The sequence below is a fragment of the Streptosporangium nondiastaticum genome (assembly GCF_003011965.1).
Classification (GTDB): domain Bacteria; phylum Actinomycetota; class Actinomycetes; order Streptomycetales; family Streptomycetaceae; genus Streptomyces; species Streptomyces nondiastaticus.
This window is the reverse complement of the sequence record NZ_PXWG01000006.1, coordinates 109,767-127,653: the sequence shown is the minus strand read 5'-3', so window position 1 is coordinate 127,653 and position 17,887 is coordinate 109,767. Positions and strand designations below refer to the sequence as shown.

Here is a 17,887-nt window from a genome sequence, read left to right as displayed (position 1 = left end):
CAGCGCCGTGCCCAGGCCGAGGGCCGAGGCGCACCGGTTCGCCAGGTCGGGCAGTTCGAACGGCAGGGCCGTCTGCGCCTCGACGATCAGCTCTTCCAGGCGGTTCTCGTCGACGGCGGTGTCGGGCTCCCGGGCGGCGGAGGCAAGGGCATACGCAGCCCCAAGGTGCTGCTCAGCGCCGTGGCCGGTGCCGTGGCGTTCCTGGTGGCGGCCGCGATCGGCGCGTCCGTCTTCGGCGGCTCCGGCAGCGGGACGGGCTCGCAGCGGCCCGAGGCGCCGGCCACGGAGTCGGCGGACCGCGCGCCGGGCGGGGCGCCCGCGCCGCCGAAGGCCGTGCCCGCCGATGCGGGCCCGTCGTCCGCGCCGTCCCCCTCCGCCAAGAAGTCCAAGAACAAGAAGAAGTCCAAGGACAAGGACAAAGACAAGGAAGACGACGACTGAGGCCGCCTCGGATCTCGCGCCTGAATCGGCGTTCGATCCCGCGCGGGCCGGGCCGCGGCCCGGCTCACGCCTCGGGGACGTCCTCCACGAAGTGGTCGAACTCCCCGGCCCTGACGCCCAGGACGAAGGCGTCCCACTTGGCGGCCGTGGTCACCACCACCGTCCCGGGCTCGGTGTTCGTCCGGAGGTGCACGTCGCCGTTCTCGGCGAACGCGATCTCCAGGTACTCCGTCTCGTCGCCCTCGGTCACCGGGATCCAGTCCAGCTCCGGCATCGCCCCTCCTCCTGGCTCTCCTCACCGCGCCCGCTCACCGTAACGCCCTGCGGCGACGGGGCGGCACTGCACGCCTGTTGACGGATCGATACAAATTGCGGATACGCGACGGGTCGTTGGGGGAGGATTGCGGGGTGCGGAAGCTCTGGGTGGGCATGACGGTGGGCATCGCGATGTGCCTGTGCTTCATCGGGCTGCTCGTGATCGGCGTCTACACCGCCGCGTCGAACCTGCTCGGCGGCGGCGGAGGGGCCGTGGGCCTGGCCAAGGGCGCCGTGCCGGACCAGTACCAGGCGCTCGTGCAGAAGTGGGGCAATCTGTGCCCCGCCCTCAACCCCGCCATCCTCGCCGCGCAGATCTATTCGGAGAGCGCCTGGAACCCGAAGGCCGTGAGCCCGGCGGACGCGCGCGGGATAGCCCAGTTCATCCCGGGCACGTGGGACGCCCACGCGATCGACGCCAACGGCGACGGCAGGAAGGACATATGGGATCCGCAGGACGCGATCCCCTCCGCGGCCGTCTACGACTGCGAGCTGTCCAAGTACGTCAAGAACGTCCCCGGCGATCTGTCGGACAACATGCTCGCGTCGTACAACGCGGGCTCGTACGCGGTCATCCAGCACGGCGGCGTCCCGCCGTACCGCGAGACGCAGGGGTACGTGCGCTCGATCCGCACGCTGGAGAAGAGCTTCGCCCGGCCCGTCGGCAGGGTCGCGCCCTCCCGGCAGGCCGCCGGGGCGATCTACTACGCCCAGGCGAAGCTCGGCACGCCCTATCTGTGGGGCGGTGACGGCACCGCCGAGGACAACGGCCGCTTCGACTGCTCGGGCCTCACCAAGGCCGCCTACGAATCGGTGGGCATCACCCTGCCCCGCGTGGCCAACGACCAGTGGAACGCGGGCCCGCACCCCAAGCGGGACGAGCTGATCCCGGGCGACCTCGTGTTCTTCGCCACCGACCTGAAGGACCCGCGCTCCATCCACCACGTGGGCATCTACGTGGGCGGCGGACAGATGATCAACGCCCCCTACACCGGGGCCGTGATCCGCTTTGACAAGATCGACATGCCGGACTACATCGGGGCCACCCGCGTCACCCAGGATGGCGCGAAAGCGCTCCCCGCGGGCAGCACCGCATGAACGCTCCGGAACGAACTGCGACGATGGGTCACCCTTCCATAACGTCCTGGTGATCATTGGGAGAAGAGTGGAACGCCCGGCCGGAGTGGCGCGTTCCATGGGAGTGGGAAAGCAGCGCCACTGAGCGGGGGCTACAGCGACGCACGGACCACGGGGGTCGGCAGCTGGACGTAGCGACAGGCGACAGATAAGGGGCCACGGCACATGGCTGGACTCGCGATGGGCTATCCCATGCCGCAGGCCAGGGGCGGGAACCCCGACACCAGCACGCTGTACGACATCAACGGCCTCGCCAAGGACGCCCCCGGCTGGCTCGACCACACCATGGAGTTCATCGGCGAGTACGGGATCGTCCTCGGGCTCGCCGTCCTCATGGTCCTCGCCTGGTGGAGCCTGCGCCGCCGGCAGGACGCCCCGGCCGCGGTCGCCGCGCTGCTCTGGGCGCCGCTCGCCGCGGGCCTCGCCCTGCTCGTCAACGTCCCGATCCGGGGCTTCGTCAAGCGGCCCCGGCCCTTCATCGACCACACCGGCCTGGAAGTGCTGGTCAAGGGCAAGACCGACTACTCCTTCGTCAGCGACCACGCGACGCTGACGATGGCCATCGGCGTGGCCCTCTTCGTCGCCAACCGCAAGTACGGCCTGATCGGAATCGGCCTCGCCTTCCTCGAAGGCTTCTGCCGCGTCTACATGGGCGTGCACTATCCGACGGACGTGATCGGCGGCCTCGCCCTGGGCACGGCGGTCGCGCTGCTGCTGGCGCCGCTCGCGATGATGGCGCTGACCCCGCTCACGCGGGCGATCGCCCGTACGCGGGCGGCTTGGCTCGTCCGGTCGGCCGGGCCGGTGGCGGCCGCGCCGCCGCCTCTCGTCGCGGCCGAGGCCACCGATGCGGGGCGGGAGACGCCCCGGCACCGGGACAACGACCTCGCGGCGTAGGCCCTTCCGGCGGATCGGGGTGCGCACGTCCCGGTGCAGGCGGCTTCGGATTCCGCCGGACCCTCTCCGTCGTGGCCGAGCGCCGTTGCGGCGGAGGCTTGTCGCGCCGCAACGGGGTGGGGCTCAGAGGGCTTGAGGGAAGTCGAAGACGCGTTCCGGGTCGTACTGGCGCTTGAGTTTCGTCAGGCGGCCCTCCGCGTCGCCGTAGTACGCCTTGCGCCAGTCCTTCAGGTTCGCGTCCGCGTAGTTCTGGTACGCGGCCCCGGAGGCGTGCCGGCGCATCGCCGCGTGCGTGCCGTCCAGCCACGCCGTCTGCGCGCCGCCCGAGCCGCCCGCCGCCCAGTGGGCCAGGTACTGGGCCAGGAATCGCGCCCGGCGGTGGACGAACGCCGTGGCCAGCGGCTGGACGCGGTTGACCGCGCCGCCCAGGGCCGTCAGCTGGACCGAGACGCCGCCGCTGCCGCCCCCACGGGCGAAACGTTCCACCTGATCGGTCAGGGCCTGTGCTCCCGCCGCGTTCAGCGACCGGTCGTAGAAGTCCGAGCGGGCCCCGTACGTCTCCCGCTCCAGCGCGCCGGACGTCTCGCGGCCGGGCGTGCGGCCCGGCAGGTGGCACTGCGTCTGCGACTTGTCGGAGCAGCCCGCGTAGGCGCGGACCATGTCGAGGTGGGAGCGGCGGCGCAGCCGTACGCCGTTGGACGTGCCGCCGACCTTGCCGGCCAGCGCGTCCAGGGCGTTCTCCAGGTCCCCCTGGGTGCCGAGGGAGTACGCCGAGACGGAGACGCGGGGCGTGCCGCCCGCCGCGGCGGACAGGTCGCAGGAGGACCAGATCTCGTCGGGCCGGGTCGGCCCCCACTCCTGCCAGGCGCGGATCACGTCGGCGGCCCGTGACCAGGGCCAGGAGACGTAGCCGGTGACGCCGTCCGCCGCCTTGCGGGTGCGGAAGCGGAGTTCGGTGACGACGCCGAAGTTGCCGTTGCCCGCGCCGCGCAGGGCCCAGAAGAGGTCGGCGTTGCGGCCGTCGCTGACGTCGAGGACCTTGCCGTCGGCGGTGACGAGGGTGGCGCCGGTGAGGTTGTCGCAGGTCAGGCCGTAGGCGCGGGAGGTCACACCGTGTCCGCCGCCGAGGGCGAGGCCGGAGATGCCGACGGTGGGGCAGGAGCCGGAGGGGATGGTGACGCCGTGCGCGGCCAGTCCCGTCTGGACGTCGATGAGCTTGGCGCCCGCGCCGATCACCGCGGAGGAGGAGTCCGGGGTGCGCACGGTCCGCATCCGGGAGACGTCGATCACGAGCCGGTCGGTGCCGCTGGACCAACCGGCATAGCTGTGGCCGCCGTTGCGTATGGATATCAGGGTGCTGTAGCGGCGGGCGAAGGCGAGGCACTCGCGGATGTCCTGGGCGCCGGTCACGTAGGCGATGCCGGCCGGGCGCAGGCCGTCGAAGCGGGTGTTGTAGAGCTGGCGGGCCGCCGTGTAGTCGGCGTCGCCGGGGCGGACGAGGCCGCCCGAGAGGCCCTTGGCGAGGGCGGACCAGTCGGCCTTGCCCGGGTCCGGGCGCCGGGAGGCGGGGACGGCACGGGCCGAGGTCACCATCCGGTTGGGGCGCTCCAGGCCGCTGCTGTCGCTGCAGGAGGAGGCCCAGGCGCCGGCGGCGGCCAGCCCCACACCCGTGGCGAGCAACTGACGCCTCCCCGGGAGGCCGCGCGGTCCGCTGCCCGTACGTGTGCCCGTACGCGCATCGCCTTGCCCGCCGCCCGTGCCCTTCGTCCCGTTCATTCCGTTTGCGCCTGCGTCAACGGCCATGCCCGCCCCGTCACCCGATGTGCTGCTGGATTCCCCCTGTTGTGGAGACAGATGACGTGGCGGCGGCAGCGGTTCCGCCGGGGCCCGGCGGGCGGCTCACGGCCCGTGTGAAGGGCGCGGCGGACGCGGCCGGCCGGGCTCGCGCAGGCGTGGCCCGCTGCCGTGGCGACGGGCGGGTTTCCCGGCCGGTCAGCCGGTCGCGCCCGCCGTGGCCTCGTGCCCCGCGGCGTCGTCGCGGGCCAGGGAGCGGGCGCGGCGGGCGGGGCCGCGCCAGCCGCACGTGCAGCGGGCCGAGCAGAAGGACCCCTGCTCGCTGGTGCTGGTGAAGTGGGCCGCGGACGGCTCCGCGGATGCTCGCTCGGACACGTGACCACGCTACCGGGCCGTGACGGCCTCGCCCACGCCGTCGTTGGCAGTAACGGGTTCCACAGCGGGTCGGTGGCAGGGGGCTGGCAGGGAATGGTGGCGCGGAGAGAAGGCCGCAGCAGACGCAGCAGGCGCGGAGGACACGGCCGTCGCGGCGGCGCGGCCCTCGCCGGAGTGACGGCCGGCGGCATCGTCCTCGGCCTCCTGGTGTCCGGCTGCGCGCTCCGCGGCCCGGCCGCCGGCGAGGCCCCCGAGCTGCGCGACACCATGAAGAGCCTGAGCGGCCAGGCCCGGCAGGCGGGCGACGAGAGCGATCCCGGGCGGGCGCGGGCCGCGGTGGCGGAGGCCGTGCGGACGCTGGCCCGGGCGGGCCGGGCGCGGGTGCGGACGTCGATGGAGACGGTCAGCGGCGGCACCCGGCTCACCATCCACGGCGCGGGCGGGTACGACTTCGAGCGGCCCGCCGGGCGCCTGACGGTGCTCGTGCCGGAGGACGCGGCCGGTGCCGCCGAGCACCGGCCGATCACGGAGGTCTTCGCCCCGGGCGCGCTCTTCATGAAGAACCGGGGCGCGGGCGTGCCGACCGACAAATGGGTGCGGCTCGCGACGGCCTCGCTCGCCGACGGGAACCTCCTCACGAACGGCGCCACCGATCCGCTCGCCGCGGCCGAACTGCTGGGCGGGGCCCGCGAGGTGACGTACATGAGGGACGAGCGGGTCGGCGGGGTGCGGGTGCGGCACTACTGGGGCACCATCGACCTCGGCCGGGCGGTGCGCGCCGCGCCGGAGCGGGACCGGGGGGCGCTCGCCACGGCGGCCAAAGGTTTCTCCAGCGGGACGGTGGCCTTCGACGCCTATCTGGACGACCAGGGCAGGCCGCGCCGGCTGCGGCACCGTTTCAGCGTGGCGAGCACGGGCCCTTCGGCCCCGCGGGCCCCGATGACGGTGACCTCGACGGTCGAGCTGTACGACTTCGGCGCCGATGTGGACGTGGACCTACCCGACGCCGCCGATATCTATGCGGGGAAGGTCGGTTCGCCGCGGAATTGACGCGGCAGGGCGTAGTTGGCCATGGAAATGGTCCTTCTGTGCCATGCGCGCCATGTGTACCGATCACTAGGCTGGTTAGCCGAGGAACGAAAGAGCAGTACGACCGGTACGGCGAGTGACGACTTACGACCGGTACGACGAGTACGGCCAGGACAACCGAGGCACGAGTCCGAGATCGAGTCCCGGACCCGAGGCGAAAGACCCGAGGAGGTGAATCACGTGGTTTCGCGACGCGGTTCGTCGGGCGGGCCGGATCCCGTGGCCCTCATCGAGATCGATCTCTACGGTGATTTGATGATCGCCGCGTCCAGCGCGGACGAGGACCGGCTGAGCGCCGATCGCATCGACGAGGTTCTGCGGGTCGTCCCTGCCGGGGGAAAGGCCGAGGAGTAGCCGAGGAGTAACGGTCTCGGCGGGTTCGGCACCGCCGGGTCCGTCTCGTCGTGGTGACGCGCCGCTGCGGCGGTAAGAGATCGCCGGCCGCGGCGGGACGGCCCCGGCCCGTACGGCAGCGGAAACCGCCACGGTCGTGGAACCGCTGCGGCCGCGGAAACCGCTACGTCTGCAGCCGCGGAAACCGCTACGTCCGCAGCAGGCGCGCGATCGCCGCGCTCGCCTCCGCCACCTTCGCGTCGATCTCGTCCCCGCCCTTGACCGCGGCCTGGGCGACGCAGTGCCGCAGGTGCTCCTCCAGCAGCTGCAGGGCGAAGGACTGCAGGGCCTTCGTGCTCGCCGACACCTGCGTGAGTATGTCGATGCAGTAGACGTCCTCCTCGACCATGCGCTGGAGGCCGCGGATCTGGCCCTCGATCCGGCGCAGGCGCTTGAGGTGCTGGTCCTTCTGCTTGCTGTAGCCGTGCGGACCGGCCGGGGCGGCGGCCTCGCCGTGGCAGGCCGCGGCCGCGCCACGGGCCGCCGCAGCATCGTCGCCGCTGGTCAGCGGGGCTTCCGTGGTCGTCATGGGGTCCGTCCTCCTGCGGTCCGGCGGGCTGGTGGTGCGCGTGGCTGGTGCGTACCCCGCCCGCATACCCCCAGAGGGTATATGGTACAGAATTTTGCCCGCGGCGGCGGTACCTGGCTTCATGAGCACTCTGCCCGATGGGCGACACTGAGGGAATGCCAGTTAGCTGTGGCTGGATGATGCGCCTAGCATCAACGAGACCGAATCCGTTGCACCCCGAGGATCCCACGTGCGCTTTCGTCTGACCCCCAGGGAGACGAGCTTCTACGACATGTTCGCCGCCTCCGCGGACAACATCGTCACGGGCTCCAAGCTCCTGATGGAACTGCTCGGAGCGGATACGTCCGCACGGGCCGAGATCGCCGAACGGATGCGCGCAGCGGAGCACGCGGGGGACGATGCCACGCACGCGATCTTCCATCAGCTGAACTCGTCCTTCATCACGCCGTTCGACCGCGAGGACATCTACGCCCTCGCCGGCTCGCTCGACGACATCATGGACTTCATGGAAGAGGCCGTCGACCTGGTCGTCCTGTACCAGATCGAGGAGCTTCCGAAGGGCGTCGAGCAGCAGATCGAGGTCCTCGCGCGGGCCGCCGAGCTGACCGCCGAGGCCATGCCGAACCTCCGCACCATGACGAATCTCACGGAGTACTGGATCGAGGTGAACCGTCTGGAGAACCAGGCGGACCAGATCCATCGCAAGCTCCTGGCCCAGCTCTTCAACGGCAAGTACGACGCCATCGAGGTGCTGAAGCTGAAGCAGATCGTGGACGTGCTGGAAGAGGCGGCCGACGCGTTCGAGCACGTCGCCAACACCGTCGAGACCATCGCGGTCAAGGAGTCCTGACCCCCGGTGGACACCTTTGCTCTCGTCGTGACCATCGGGGTCGCGCTCGGCTTCACCTATACCAACGGCTTTCACGACTCCGCGAACGCCATCGCGACCTCGGTGTCCACCCGGGCGCTGACCCCCCGCGCGGCCCTCGCGATGGCGGCCGTCATGAACCTCGCCGGTGCCTTCCTGGGCAGCGGCGTGGCCAAGACGGTCAGTGAGGGCCTGATCGAGACGCCGACGGGCGACAAGGGGATGGGCATCCTCTTCGCCGCTCTGATCGGCGCGATCGCCTGGAACCTGATCACCTGGTACTTCGGCCTGCCCTCGTCCTCCTCGCACGCCCTCTTCGGCGGCATGGTGGGCGCGGCGCTCGCGGGCGGCACGGCCGTCATCTGGTCGGGCGTGGTCGAGAAGATCGTCATTCCGATGTTCCTCTCGCCGTTCGTCGGCCTGATCCTCGGCTATCTGGTGATGGTCGCGATCATGTGGATGTTCCGCCGCGCCAACCCGCACAAGGCCAAGCGCGGGTTCCGGATCGCCCAGACGGTCTCGGCCGCGGGCATGGCGCTCGGCCACGGTCTGCAGGACGCCCAGAAGACCATGGGCATCGTGATGATGGCCCTGGTCATCGGCGACGTGCAGGCCAAGGGCGACGCCATCCCGGTGTGGGTCAAGCTCGCCTGCGCGATCATGCTCTCGCTCGGCACGTACGCGGGCGGCTGGCGCATCATGCGGACGCTCGGCCGGAAGATCATCGAGCTGGACCCGCCGCAGGGCTTCGCCGCGGAGACCACGGGCGCGTCGGTCATGTTCACGACCGCGTTCATGTTCCACGCGCCGATCTCCACGACGCACGTGATCACCTCGGCGATCATGGGCGTCGGCGCGACCAAGCGGGTGAACGCGGTCCGCTGGGGCGTCGCGAAGAACATCATCCTGGGCTGGTTCATCACGATGCCCGCCGCGGCGCTGGTCGCCGCGCTGGCTTACTGGGTGGTCAACCTGGCGTTCGGCTGATCCCGGACCGCTTACGGAGTGCTGATTCCGGACCGCTTACGGAGTGCTGATTCCGGACCGCTCACGGAGTAGGGCCCGCCCCCTGGTACGAACAGGGGGCGGGCCCTTCGCCTTGCGGCGGCACCGCCATGCAGCGCCGTAAGGCGGCTCAGGGGGAGGCGGCCTAGCCGAACCGGCCCGAGATGTAGTCCTCCGTGGCCTGGACCGACGGGTTCGAGAAGATCCTCGCCGTCTCGTCGATCTCGACCAGCTTGCCCGGCTGGCCGACGCCCGCCAGGTTGAAGAACGCCGTGCGGTCGGAGACGCGCGCCGCCTGCTGCATGTTGTGCGTCACGATCACGATCGTGAAGCGCTCCTTCAGCTCCCCGATCAGGTCCTCGATCGCGAGCGTCGAGATCGGGTCGAGCGCCGAGCAGGGCTCGTCCATCAGCAGGACCTGCGGCTCCACCGCGATCGCCCGGGCTATGCACAGCCGCTGCTGCTGGCCGCCGGAGAGGCCCGCTCCCGGCTTGTTCAGCCGGTCCTTGACCTCCTTCCAGAGGTTCGCGCCCTGGAGGGACTTCTCCACCACGTCGTCCAGCTCGGCCTTGCGGATGCGGCCCCCGTTGAGGCGGATGCCCGCGGCCACGTTCTCGTAGATCGACATGGTCGGGAAGGGGTTCGGCCGCTGGAAGACCATGCCGACCGTGCGGCGCACGGAGACCGGGTCGACGCCGGCGCCGTAGAGGTTCTCGTCGTCCAGCATCACCTTGCCCTCGACGCGGCCGCCGGGGGTGACCTCGTGCATGCGGTTCAGGGTGCGCAGGAAGGTCGACTTGCCGCAGCCGGAGGGGCCGATGAAGGCCGTGACGGAGCGGGGTTCGACGGTCATCGAGATGTCGTCGATGGCCTTGTGGGTGCCGTAGTAGGCGGAGAGGCCGCTGACGTCGATTCGCTTGGCCATGGGGATCACTACTTCTTTCGGAAAAAACCGCGTCAGCGGCCGGTCTTGGGGGCCTTCCAGCGGGCGATGCCGCGGGCCACCAGATTCAGGATCATGACGAAGGCGATGAGGACGAGCGCCGCCGCCCAGGCGCGGGCGTAGCTGGCGTCGTTGCCGGCCGCCCACTGCTCGTAGATGTAGTACGGCAGGGAGGACTGGGCCCCGTCGAACGGGTTGTTGTTGATCACCTGGGAGCCGAAGACCAGCAGGACGATCGGGGCGGACTCGCCGGCGATGCGGGCGATGGCGAGCGTGACGCCGGTGGCGATGCCGCCGATGGCCGTGGGCAGGACGACCTTGAGGATCGTGCGCCACTTCGGCACGCCCAGGGCCAGCGAGGCCTCGCGCAGCTCGTTGGGGACGAGCTTGAGCATCTCCTCGGTGGAGCGGACGACGACCGGCATCATCAGGATCGCCAGGGCCATCGAGCCGGCGAAGCCCGAGTAGCCGAAGTCGAGCATGAGGATCCAGAAGCTCAGGATGAACAGACCCGCGACGATCGACGGGATGCCCGTCATGACGTCCACGAAGAACGTCACGGCCTTCGCCAGCCGGCCGCGCCCGTACTCGACGAGGTAGACGGCCGTCAGCAGGCCCACCGGGGCCGCGATGGCGGTGGCGATGCCGACCTGCTCCAGGGTGCCGATGATCGCGTGGTAGACGCCGCCACCGGGCTGGATGGTGAGGACACCGGCCATGGAGTGGGTGAGGAAGTTCCCGTCGAGGACCTTGATGCCGCGGGCGACGGTCTCCCAGATCAGGGAGACCAGCGGTACGACGGCGAGCAGGAAGCAGACCCAGACGAGGCTGGTCGCCAGTCGGTCCGTGGCCTGGCGGCGGCCCTCGACGCGCGCCGCGAGGGCGTACATCACGATGACGAAGAGGCCGGCGGCGATCAGGCCCCACTGGATGCGGCTGCTCAGCGCGGCGCCCAGGCCGATCCCGCAGCCCGCGGCGATCGCACCGGCGGCGACGGCGGCCGGGGCCCAGCGCGGCAGGCGCGGCTGGCGCAGCGACACGGGCCGCGGCGGCGGGGCGCCGTCGGAGACCAGCGGCTGGTCGATGGTCACGTCGCTCATTCCGAGTACTCCTTGCGACGCGCGATGATCAGCCGGGCCGCTCCGTTGACCAGCAGGGTCAGGACGAAGAGGACGAGGCCGGAGGCGATCAGGGCGTCCTTGCCGATCTCACCGGACTCCTTGAAGCTGCTGGCGATGTTCTGGGCGAACGTGCCGCCGCCCGGGTCCAGCAGGCTCTTGCCGATGGTGAAGCTGGGGGAGAGGACGGTGGCGACGGCCATCGTCTCGCCGAGGGCGCGGCCGAGGCCGAGCATGGAGGCGCTGATGACACCGGAGCGGCCGAAGGGGAGGACAGCCATCCGGATGACTTCCCAGCGGGTGGCGCCGAGCGCGAGCGCGGCCTCCTCGTGCATCTTCGGGGCCTGCAGGAAGACCTCGCGGCTGACGCTGGTGACGATCGGCAGGATCATGATCGCCAGCAGGATGCCGATGGTGAAGAGGGAGCGGGCGGCGCCGTCGTGGTACGCGAAGACGCCGGTCCAGCCGAGGTAGTCGTTCATCCAGCTGTAGAGGCCGCCGAGATGCGGCACCAGGAAGAGGGCGCCCCACAGGCCGTAGACGATGGACGGTACGGCGGCGAGCAGGTCGATCACGTACGCGAGCGGGGCGGCGAGCCGGCGCGGGGCGTAGTGCGAGATGAACAGCGCGACCCCGATGGCCACCGGCACGGCGATGATCATCGCGATCAGCGAGCTGACGATCGTGCCGAAGGCCAGGACGGCGATGCCGAAGACCGGCGGGGTGGCGTTGGCGCTCCACTCGAAGGTGGTGAAGAAGTTGCCTTCGTTGTGGGAGAGGGCGTTGGTGGCCCGGACGGCGAGGAAGGCCGCGATGGCGGCCATGATCACCAGAAGCAGGAGGCCGGAGCCGCGGGAGAGGGCGAGGAAGATCCGGTCGCCCGGGCGGGTGGCGCCCTTCGCGGCATTCGCGGCCTTCGAGCCCGGCTTCGCGCCCGGCCTCGCCGGTGGGCTGCTGTCGGCGGTTGAGCTGGTTATGTCCATGGGGATTTCTCCGGTCTGCGGGGCCGCTCCCCGGCGGGGGAGGCGGCTCCTCGTGCGGCGGTGCACCGGACGGTGTGGCGGGGCTCCGGTGCCGGAGCCCCGCCACACACGGCTCAGGACAGGCTCGCGACCGTCTCGCGGACCTTCGTGGCGATCTCGGCGGGCAGCGGGGCGTAGCCGAGGTCCTTCAGGACCGACTGGCCGTCCGCGCTCGCGATGTAGGAGAGGAAGGACTTGACCGCGGGGAGGGTCTCGGCCTTGTTGCCCTGGTCACCGGCGATCTCGTACGTGACCAGGGTGATCGGGTAGGCGCCCTCGGCCTTGGTGGTGTAGTTCAGCTTGAGCGCCAGGTCCTTGCCGGTGCCGGCGATCTTCGCCTCGGCGATGGCCTTCGAGGCGTTCTCGGAGGAGGCCTCGACCGGGGCGGAGGCGCCGGTGTTGAGCTTCACCGTCTTGATCGAGCTGGCCGTGGCGTAGGAGAGCTCGAAGTAGGAGATGGCGCCCTGGGTCTGCTTGACCTGCGAGGAGACACCGGCGGAGCCGTCCGCGGACTGGCCGCCCTTGGCCTTCCAGGCCTTCGCGGGCTCGTACGGCCAGGACTTGTCGGCGGCGGCCTTGAGGTACTTGGTGAAGTTGTCCGTGGTGCCCGACTCGTCGGAGCGGTGGAACGCCTGGATCTTGAGGTCCGGGAGCTTGGCGTCCTTGTTGAGCTTGGCGATCGCCTCGTCGTTCCACTTCTCGATCTTGCCGTCGAAGATCTTGGCGAGGGTGTCGGCGTCGAGGACGAGGTTGTCCACGCCCGGGACGTTGTAGCCGATCGCGATCGGGCCGCCGACCATCGGGAGGTTGATGCCCTGGCCGCCCTTGACGACCTCCTTGGACTTCGCGACCTCCTCCGGCTTGAGCGCCGAGTCGGAGCCCGCGAAGGCGGTCTTGCCCTGGAGGAACTCCTGGATGCCCGCGCCCGAGCCGGTGGGCTTGTAGTTGATCTGGATGTCCTTGCAGGCCGCCATGAAGTTCTTGACCCAGAGGTCCATGGCGTTCTTCTGCGCGGACGAGCCCGAGGCCAGGAGCTGCCCCTTGCCCTCGCACTTGATGTTGCCCGCGGCCTTGGTGGAGCCGCCGCCGGTGGAACCGCCACCGCTGTTGTCGTCCGAGCCGCACGCCGTGAGGACCAGGGCGCCGGAGACGGCGATGGCGCCGAGAGCGACGGCGCGGAGCCGGTTCTTGCGCTGAAGCTTCACTTTCGGGTGTTCCTTCCGGGAGCCGCCGCTGGGGCGGCGTGCGAGAGGTTTCCGGCGCGGACGCTTCTGCCCGCACCCTCTATCGGCGAAATTAGGCAGATCAGGTGAAGCGGTCGATGGGGAAGAGTGAACGCAGGGTGAACCTCACCCGTCAGGGTGGTGGCCTCCGAAAAGATCATGGAACCTGGGGCGGGTGGCTCGCGGAGGGCTTGCGGGGGGACCGCGGGGAGCCCGCGGAGGGCTCGCGTGGCCGGTCTCGTGCGGTCCGTGCGGTGGTTGCAGGCCGGACTCTCCTGAGTGTGACGCAGATCTCTGTCGGTTTGCGGGGCGTCATGGCAGCATCCCTTCCTCGCGTGACGGTATGTCAGACGTGGGGGCATTGACCGCGGAGGTGGTCTGTGGGGCGGAACGGCTGGAATGCGGACGCCGGAATCACTGGGAGCATGGCGGTCGGCAGAGGCGAGGGCTGCGGAGGCAGACGCGTGATCTCGGTGACCGCATTGATATGCGTCCTGGCGGTGGCCGGGGTGGTGGCCACCATGCCCGGCACGGCGTATGCGGAACCCAAGCCACCGCGCTCCCTGGAAGACGTCCACAAGGAGGTGGAGGGCCTCTACCGGCAGGCCGAGGCCGCCACGGACGCCTACAACGCCGCGAACGAGGCCCAGCGCAGCCAGGAGAAGTCGATCGCCGAGATCGCGAAGTCCGCGGCCGAGGCCCAGGAGCGGATGAACCGCCTCAAGAACCAGGCCGGCTCCCTGGCCCGCGCCCAGTACCGCGACGGCAGCATGCCGCCCCAGGTCCGGCTCCTGCTCTCCGGCTCCCCCGAGAGCTTCTTCGACGGCGCGGCCCTCACCCACAAGGGGCAGGCCGCCACGCGCGGGCTGATCACCCAGGTCGCCGCCGCCCAGAAGGCCATCGACGGCTACGCCAAGGCCGCCGGCGAGCGCTGGAAGACCCTCGACGGCGAGCGCCGCAAGAAGGAGGGCGCGAAGAAGGAGATCGAGGCCAAGCTCGCGGCCGCCAAGGAGCTGGAGTCGAAGCTGGAGGAGAAGGAACGCGAACGGCTGCGGCTGCTGGAGGAGGAGCGCGCCCGCCAGGCCCAGCAGAAGTGGCTCTCCTCGGACGCGGTGAAGGGCGCCGGGCTCAAGGGCTCGGGCGCCGCCACGGCCGAGGGCAAGCGGGCGGTCGACTTCGCGACCGCCCAGATCGGCAAGAACTACGTGTGGGGCGCCGAGGGGCCCGACACGTACGACTGCTCCGGGCTGACGCTGAAGGCCTGGGCGGCCGCGGGCCGGGCGATCCCGCGCACCTCGCAGGACCAGTGGCGCCTGCTGCCCAAGGTGGACCTCAAGGACATGCGGCCCGGCGACCTGATCATCTACTTCGGCGACGCGAGCCACGTCGGGATGTACGTGGGCGACGGCGCGATGGTGCACGCGCCGCGGCCGGGCCGGCAGGTGACGATCGCGGGCGCGGGCTCGATGCCGGTGCTGGGGGTCGTGCGGCCGGGGTGAGGGGGGTGCGGGTGGTTGTGCCGGTTGCCGGGGGGCGTCGGGTGCCGGAGGGGCCGGGGCCGCGGCGCTCCCGGCTTCGCCGGCGGCTGTTACGGGGGCGTCGGGGGGCCGGAGATGCCGGGGCCGCGGCGCCCCGGCTTTCACCGCGGCTGTGACGCCCGGCACGTGTGACGCGGCTCGCACACAGTGACCCCCGTCGGGGTGATGTTTGTCATCGCGTGTTTCTCCCCTCACGCGTCAAATGCCGCTCCGGCTAGGGCATATGACAGCGGCGAGTGGCTCCGCTCCATTCCGTTCGAGCATGCCCTGACGCTAGGGTCGCGTTCGGCACCCCGCCGGTCGCGGGGGCCGTGCCTCAGGGGGCGGAGGCACCCCCAGCGGTCGCTGGGGGAGGAAGGAAACCGAAGACATGTCCGTACCCGTGCCGAGGTCCGCGGAGCCGGTGACCGCGCCGCCCGACACCGGGCTGACCCTCCTGGTGATCGAGAACGATCCTGCCGGGCCCCTCTCGATGCCCGACATCACTGAAATGTCGGGTGCCGTGGGCAGCCCGGTCCGCATCCGCACCGCCCGCAACCTCACCGAGGCCGAGCGGCTCCTCACCGACGACGTCCACTGCATCCTCCTCGACCTGGCGGACGCCGGAGCCGCCACCGGCCCGGCCACCGGCCGGACCGACGAGCTGGACACCCTGCGCCAGGTGCTGCGCCTCGCCCCGCACCACGCCGTCCTCGCCCTCACCGCCGAGGAGGACACCGAGCGCGCGGCCGAAGCCGTGCGCGTCGGCGCCCAGGACTACCTCTCGCGCGACGAGCTCGACGGGCGCGTCCTCAGCCGGGCCATCCGCTACGCCGTCGAGCGCAAGCGCGCCGACCTCACCCAGCGGCAGCTCACCGAGTCCCGGCTGCGCGCCCAGGAGAACGCCCGCCTGGAGCGCGGCCTGCTGCCCACCCCGCTGCTCGCCGGCTCCGGCCTGCGCTTCGCCGCCCGCTACCGGCCCGGCCGCAGCCGCGCCCTGCTCGGCGGCGACTTCTACGACATGGTCCGCACGCCCGACGGCACCGTGCACGCCATGATCGGCGACGTCAGCGGCCACGGCCCCGACGAGGCCGCCCTCGGCGTCGAACTCCGCATCGCCTGGCGGGCGCTGACCTTCGCCGGGCTCTGCGGCGACGAACTCCTCGCCACGCTCCAGCAGGTCCTGGAGCACGAGCGCGCCGATGACGAGACCTTCGCGACGCTGTGCGCGGTCGACATATCGGCGGACGGGCGCCGGGCGGGCCTCAGCCTCGCCGGCCACCCCGCCCCGCTGCTCGTACGACCCGGACGTGCGCCGCGGCTGCTGCCCCAGGAGGACGGCGGCCCCGCGCTCGGCCTGCTCCGGCGCGCCCGCTGGCCGCGCCGCCAGGTCGAACTCGGCGGCCTGTGGAGCCTGCTGATGTACACGGACGGGCTGATCGAGGGCCGCGTCGGGGCCGGCGCACGGCGCCTGGGCCAGGACGGCATGGTCGAGCTGATCAGCCGCGGGCTCGCGGAGGGCCTGCACGGCGAGGAGCTTCTGGACGCGACGGTCGCCGAGGTCCAGGCCCTCAACGGCGGGGAGCTGACGGACGACCTCGCGGTGCTGCTGCTCGACCGCGGCCGGGTTCCGGCGGAGGGCGACAGGGACAGGCCCCACTGGCCGGCGGGGCGGGCGGCGGTGCGGCCGGTGCGGACGTAGCCGGCAGGGGACCTGCTGGACCTGCCGGCAGGGAGCCCAGGGAGCCCAGGGGGCTCAGCGGCCGCCGTTGTACGGCCCGTACGGACCGTCGGAGCTGGATCCCCGGCCCCGGCGGCGCGGGCCGCGGCCGCCCGAGACCTGCTTGAGCGCCGGCCGGACGTCCACGACGTAGACGATCGTGGCGACCAGGCCGAGCACCGGCAGGAAGCTCATGATCCCCATGAACAGGTTCACGGCGACGGCGACGCCGAGGATGATCAGCCAGAAGGGCTTGGACTGCTTGTCCGCGGCGCGGTAGGCGTCCTCGCGGTGCACGGCGGCGTTGACGAACGCGACCAGGCTGAAGACGAGCAGGCCGATGGAGATCCAGTACATGACCTGCCCGAAGGCTTGCACCAGCACGTCGCCCACCTCGTCCGTCTCGTCCGGGTCCGTCTCGTCCGGGCCCTGAACGCCACCGTACCCGGAGAACGGCCCGGGCACGCCATATGTGCCCGGACCGTCCCCGTAGGGCTGTGACCTGCGGTTACTCGCCGGTCTTGGCGTCGGCCTTCTTCGCCGCGGCCGTCTTCCTGGCGGCCGACTTGCGGGCTGCGGCGGGCTTGGCGTCGTCGGAGGCGGCGTCCTCGGCCGGCTTGTCCTCCGCGGGCTTGTCGCCCGCCGCCTCCGGCTCGATGGCCACGGCGATGTCCTGGAACTCGTCGGCGGCCTCGCCGCGCCACTGCTTGACGGCCACCCGGCCGCGCTCCGTCAGCTTCTCGAACTGCTCACCGGCCACCGCCACGTACCCGACGGCCTGGCCGACGCCCTTGAGGGCGAAGTCCTGCGCGGTCTGGCCCAGGTTCTTCACGTCGCTGTCGAGCGAGCCGACGACCTCGTTGAACTTCGCGGTCAGGGTGGCCTGGGCCTCCTTGGCCTGCTGCTTCGCCCGCTCGCCCACGGCCTTGGGGTCGGTCTTCTTCAGCTTCTCGAGACGCTCGGGGGCCTCGGTGATGAACTGCCCGATCTTCTCCGCGGCGATGTCCGCGGCGCCGGCGGCGGCGTAGGCCGTGTCGGTGGCGGCGGTGAGGACGTCCTGCTTGGTGATGGCCATGGCGATGGATCTCCCGGATCAGCTGGAGGGTTTGCTGGCTTCGTCCGTCGAGAGCCCGTTCTCCTTGCGGAAGGACTCGTAGATCTGCAGCAGCACCTGCTTCTGCTGCTCGTTGATCGAGGGGTCGGCGAGGATCACACTGCGGACCTCCGCCTCGTCCCGGTCCCGCTCATCGAGGATCCCGGCCTGCACGTACAAGGTCTCGGCGGAGATCCGCAGCGCCTTCGCGAGCTGCTGCAGGATCTCGGCGCTCGGCTTGCGCAGGCCGCGCTCGATCTGGCTGAGATACGGGTTGGACACTCCGGCGGCATCGGCGAGCTGCCGCAAGGTGAGCTGCGCGTTGCGCCGCTGCTCGCGCAGATACTCGCCGAGGTTGCCGACGTTGAGTGATGCCATGCCCTCGATGCTGCCGCACGTTGCTAACTT

Annotated in this window: 18 protein-coding genes and 2 pseudogenes; 9 read left to right on the top strand and 11 right to left on the bottom strand. The window is 71.1% G+C overall.

Going from position 1 to position 17,887, the window contains the following annotated elements; all coding sequences use genetic code 11:
* Positions 1 to 441 (top strand): annotated as a pseudogene (locus B7P34_RS37265) (hypothetical protein); the annotation flags it as partial.
* Between the two features lie 64 nt (positions 442 to 505).
* Here B7P34_RS37265 and B7P34_RS05240 read toward each other — a convergent pair.
* On the bottom strand, positions 506 to 715 hold the full coding sequence (locus B7P34_RS05240) for a DUF397 domain-containing protein (RefSeq protein ID WP_106674597.1): 210 nt from the start codon (positions 713 to 715) through the stop codon (positions 506 to 508).
* A gap of 134 nt (positions 716 to 849) precedes the next feature.
* On the opposite strand from B7P34_RS05240, the gene B7P34_RS05235 reads away from it, so the two are divergent.
* Positions 850 to 1,854, top strand: coding sequence for an NlpC/P60 family protein (locus tag B7P34_RS05235; protein ID WP_106674596.1), 1,005 nt, complete (start codon positions 850 to 852; stop codon positions 1,852 to 1,854).
* A 204-nt stretch (positions 1,855 to 2,058) separates the two neighbouring features.
* Entirely contained in the window at positions 2,059 to 2,790 is a 732-nt protein-coding gene (locus B7P34_RS05230; protein WP_106674595.1) for a phosphatase PAP2 family protein, read from the top strand.
* A 123-nt stretch (positions 2,791 to 2,913) separates the two neighbouring features.
* Here the strand turns inward: B7P34_RS05230 and B7P34_RS05225 are convergent, their stop codons facing one another.
* Together B7P34_RS05225 and B7P34_RS37260 are read right to left on the bottom strand one after the other, a co-directional pair.
* On the bottom strand, positions 2,914 to 4,470 hold the full coding sequence (locus B7P34_RS05225; protein ID WP_223267514.1) for an FAD-binding oxidoreductase: 1,557 nt from the start codon (positions 4,468 to 4,470) through the stop codon (positions 2,914 to 2,916).
* A 312-nt stretch (positions 4,471 to 4,782) separates the two neighbouring features.
* Positions 4,783 to 4,959: a hypothetical protein gene (locus B7P34_RS37260; RefSeq protein ID WP_189382474.1), complete on the bottom strand. Its 177-nt coding sequence runs from the start codon at positions 4,957 to 4,959 to the stop codon at positions 4,783 to 4,785.
* On the opposite strand from B7P34_RS37260, the gene B7P34_RS05220 reads away from it, so the two are divergent.
* Together B7P34_RS05220 and B7P34_RS37255 are read left to right on the top strand one after the other, a co-directional pair.
* Positions 4,960 to 6,009 (top strand): hypothetical protein, encoded by a 1,050-nt coding sequence (locus B7P34_RS05220; protein ID WP_223267513.1) that lies wholly within the window; start codon positions 4,960 to 4,962, stop codon positions 6,007 to 6,009.
* Between the two features lie 219 nt (positions 6,010 to 6,228).
* Positions 6,229 to 6,402 (top strand): hypothetical protein, encoded by a 174-nt coding sequence (locus B7P34_RS37255; RefSeq protein ID WP_189382472.1) that lies wholly within the window; start codon positions 6,229 to 6,231, stop codon positions 6,400 to 6,402.
* Between the two features lie 187 nt (positions 6,403 to 6,589).
* Here the strand turns inward: B7P34_RS37255 and B7P34_RS05215 are convergent.
* A pseudogene (locus B7P34_RS05215) lies at positions 6,590 to 6,877 on the bottom strand (metal-sensitive transcriptional regulator); the annotation flags it as partial.
* A gap of 322 nt (positions 6,878 to 7,199) precedes the next feature.
* Here B7P34_RS05215 and B7P34_RS05210 point away from each other — a divergent pair.
* Both B7P34_RS05210 and B7P34_RS05205 read left to right on the top strand, forming a co-directional pair.
* Positions 7,200 to 7,820 (top strand): DUF47 domain-containing protein, encoded by a 621-nt coding sequence (locus B7P34_RS05210; protein ID WP_106674591.1) that lies wholly within the window; start codon positions 7,200 to 7,202, stop codon positions 7,818 to 7,820.
* Positions 7,821 to 7,826: 6 nt separating this feature from the next.
* Entirely contained in the window at positions 7,827 to 8,825 is a 999-nt protein-coding gene (locus B7P34_RS05205) for an inorganic phosphate transporter (protein WP_106674590.1), read from the top strand.
* Positions 8,826 to 8,988: 163 nt separating this feature from the next.
* Here the strand turns inward: B7P34_RS05205 and pstB are convergent, their stop codons facing one another.
* The 4 genes from pstB to pstS form a co-directional block, all read right to left on the bottom strand.
* Positions 8,989 to 9,768, bottom strand: coding sequence for a phosphate ABC transporter ATP-binding protein PstB (pstB, locus tag B7P34_RS05200; RefSeq protein ID WP_030367111.1), 780 nt, complete (start codon positions 9,766 to 9,768; stop codon positions 8,989 to 8,991).
* A gap of 32 nt (positions 9,769 to 9,800) precedes the next feature.
* On the bottom strand, positions 9,801 to 10,886 hold the full coding sequence (gene pstA, locus B7P34_RS05195; protein ID WP_106674589.1) for a phosphate ABC transporter permease PstA: 1,086 nt from the start codon (positions 10,884 to 10,886) through the stop codon (positions 9,801 to 9,803).
* A complete protein-coding gene (gene pstC / locus B7P34_RS05190; RefSeq protein ID WP_106674588.1) occupies positions 10,883 to 11,887 on the bottom strand; it encodes a phosphate ABC transporter permease subunit PstC in 1,005 nt (334 codons plus the stop codon). The genes pstA and pstC overlap by 4 nt, the downstream gene beginning before the upstream one ends.
* 113 nt (positions 11,888 to 12,000) lie before the next feature.
* Complete coding sequence (pstS, locus tag B7P34_RS05185; protein WP_106674587.1) at positions 12,001 to 13,131, bottom strand: phosphate ABC transporter substrate-binding protein PstS; 1,131 nt, start codon at positions 13,129 to 13,131, stop codon at positions 12,001 to 12,003.
* Between the two features lie 443 nt (positions 13,132 to 13,574).
* Between pstS and B7P34_RS05180 the strand changes: the two genes are divergently transcribed.
* Positions 13,575 to 14,648 carry a C40 family peptidase gene (locus B7P34_RS05180; protein WP_106674586.1) on the top strand — a complete coding sequence of 358 codons (1,074 nt, stop codon included), beginning with the start codon at positions 13,575 to 13,577 and terminating at the stop codon, positions 14,646 to 14,648.
* 409 nt (positions 14,649 to 15,057) lie between these two features.
* The gene (locus tag B7P34_RS05175; protein WP_106674585.1) at positions 15,058 to 16,368 is read left to right on the top strand and encodes a PP2C family protein-serine/threonine phosphatase; all 1,311 of its coding nucleotides are present in this window, start codon (positions 15,058 to 15,060) and stop codon (positions 16,366 to 16,368) included.
* 54 nt (positions 16,369 to 16,422) lie between these two features.
* Here the strand turns inward: B7P34_RS05175 and B7P34_RS05170 are convergent, their stop codons facing one another.
* The 3 genes from B7P34_RS05170 to B7P34_RS05160 are packed head-to-tail and all read right to left on the bottom strand — an operon-like array spanning position 16,423 to position 17,857.
* Positions 16,423 to 16,851, bottom strand: coding sequence for a DUF2516 family protein (locus B7P34_RS05170; protein WP_223267512.1), 429 nt, complete (start codon positions 16,849 to 16,851; stop codon positions 16,423 to 16,425).
* A gap of 43 nt (positions 16,852 to 16,894) precedes the next feature.
* On the bottom strand, positions 16,895 to 17,461 hold the full coding sequence (locus B7P34_RS05165; protein WP_106674584.1) for a hypothetical protein: 567 nt from the start codon (positions 17,459 to 17,461) through the stop codon (positions 16,895 to 16,897).
* Positions 17,462 to 17,479: 18 nt separating this feature from the next.
* Positions 17,480 to 17,857 (bottom strand): helix-turn-helix domain-containing protein, encoded by a 378-nt coding sequence (locus B7P34_RS05160; RefSeq protein WP_106674583.1) that lies wholly within the window; start codon positions 17,855 to 17,857, stop codon positions 17,480 to 17,482.
* Positions 17,858 to 17,887: the final 30 nt, after the last annotated feature.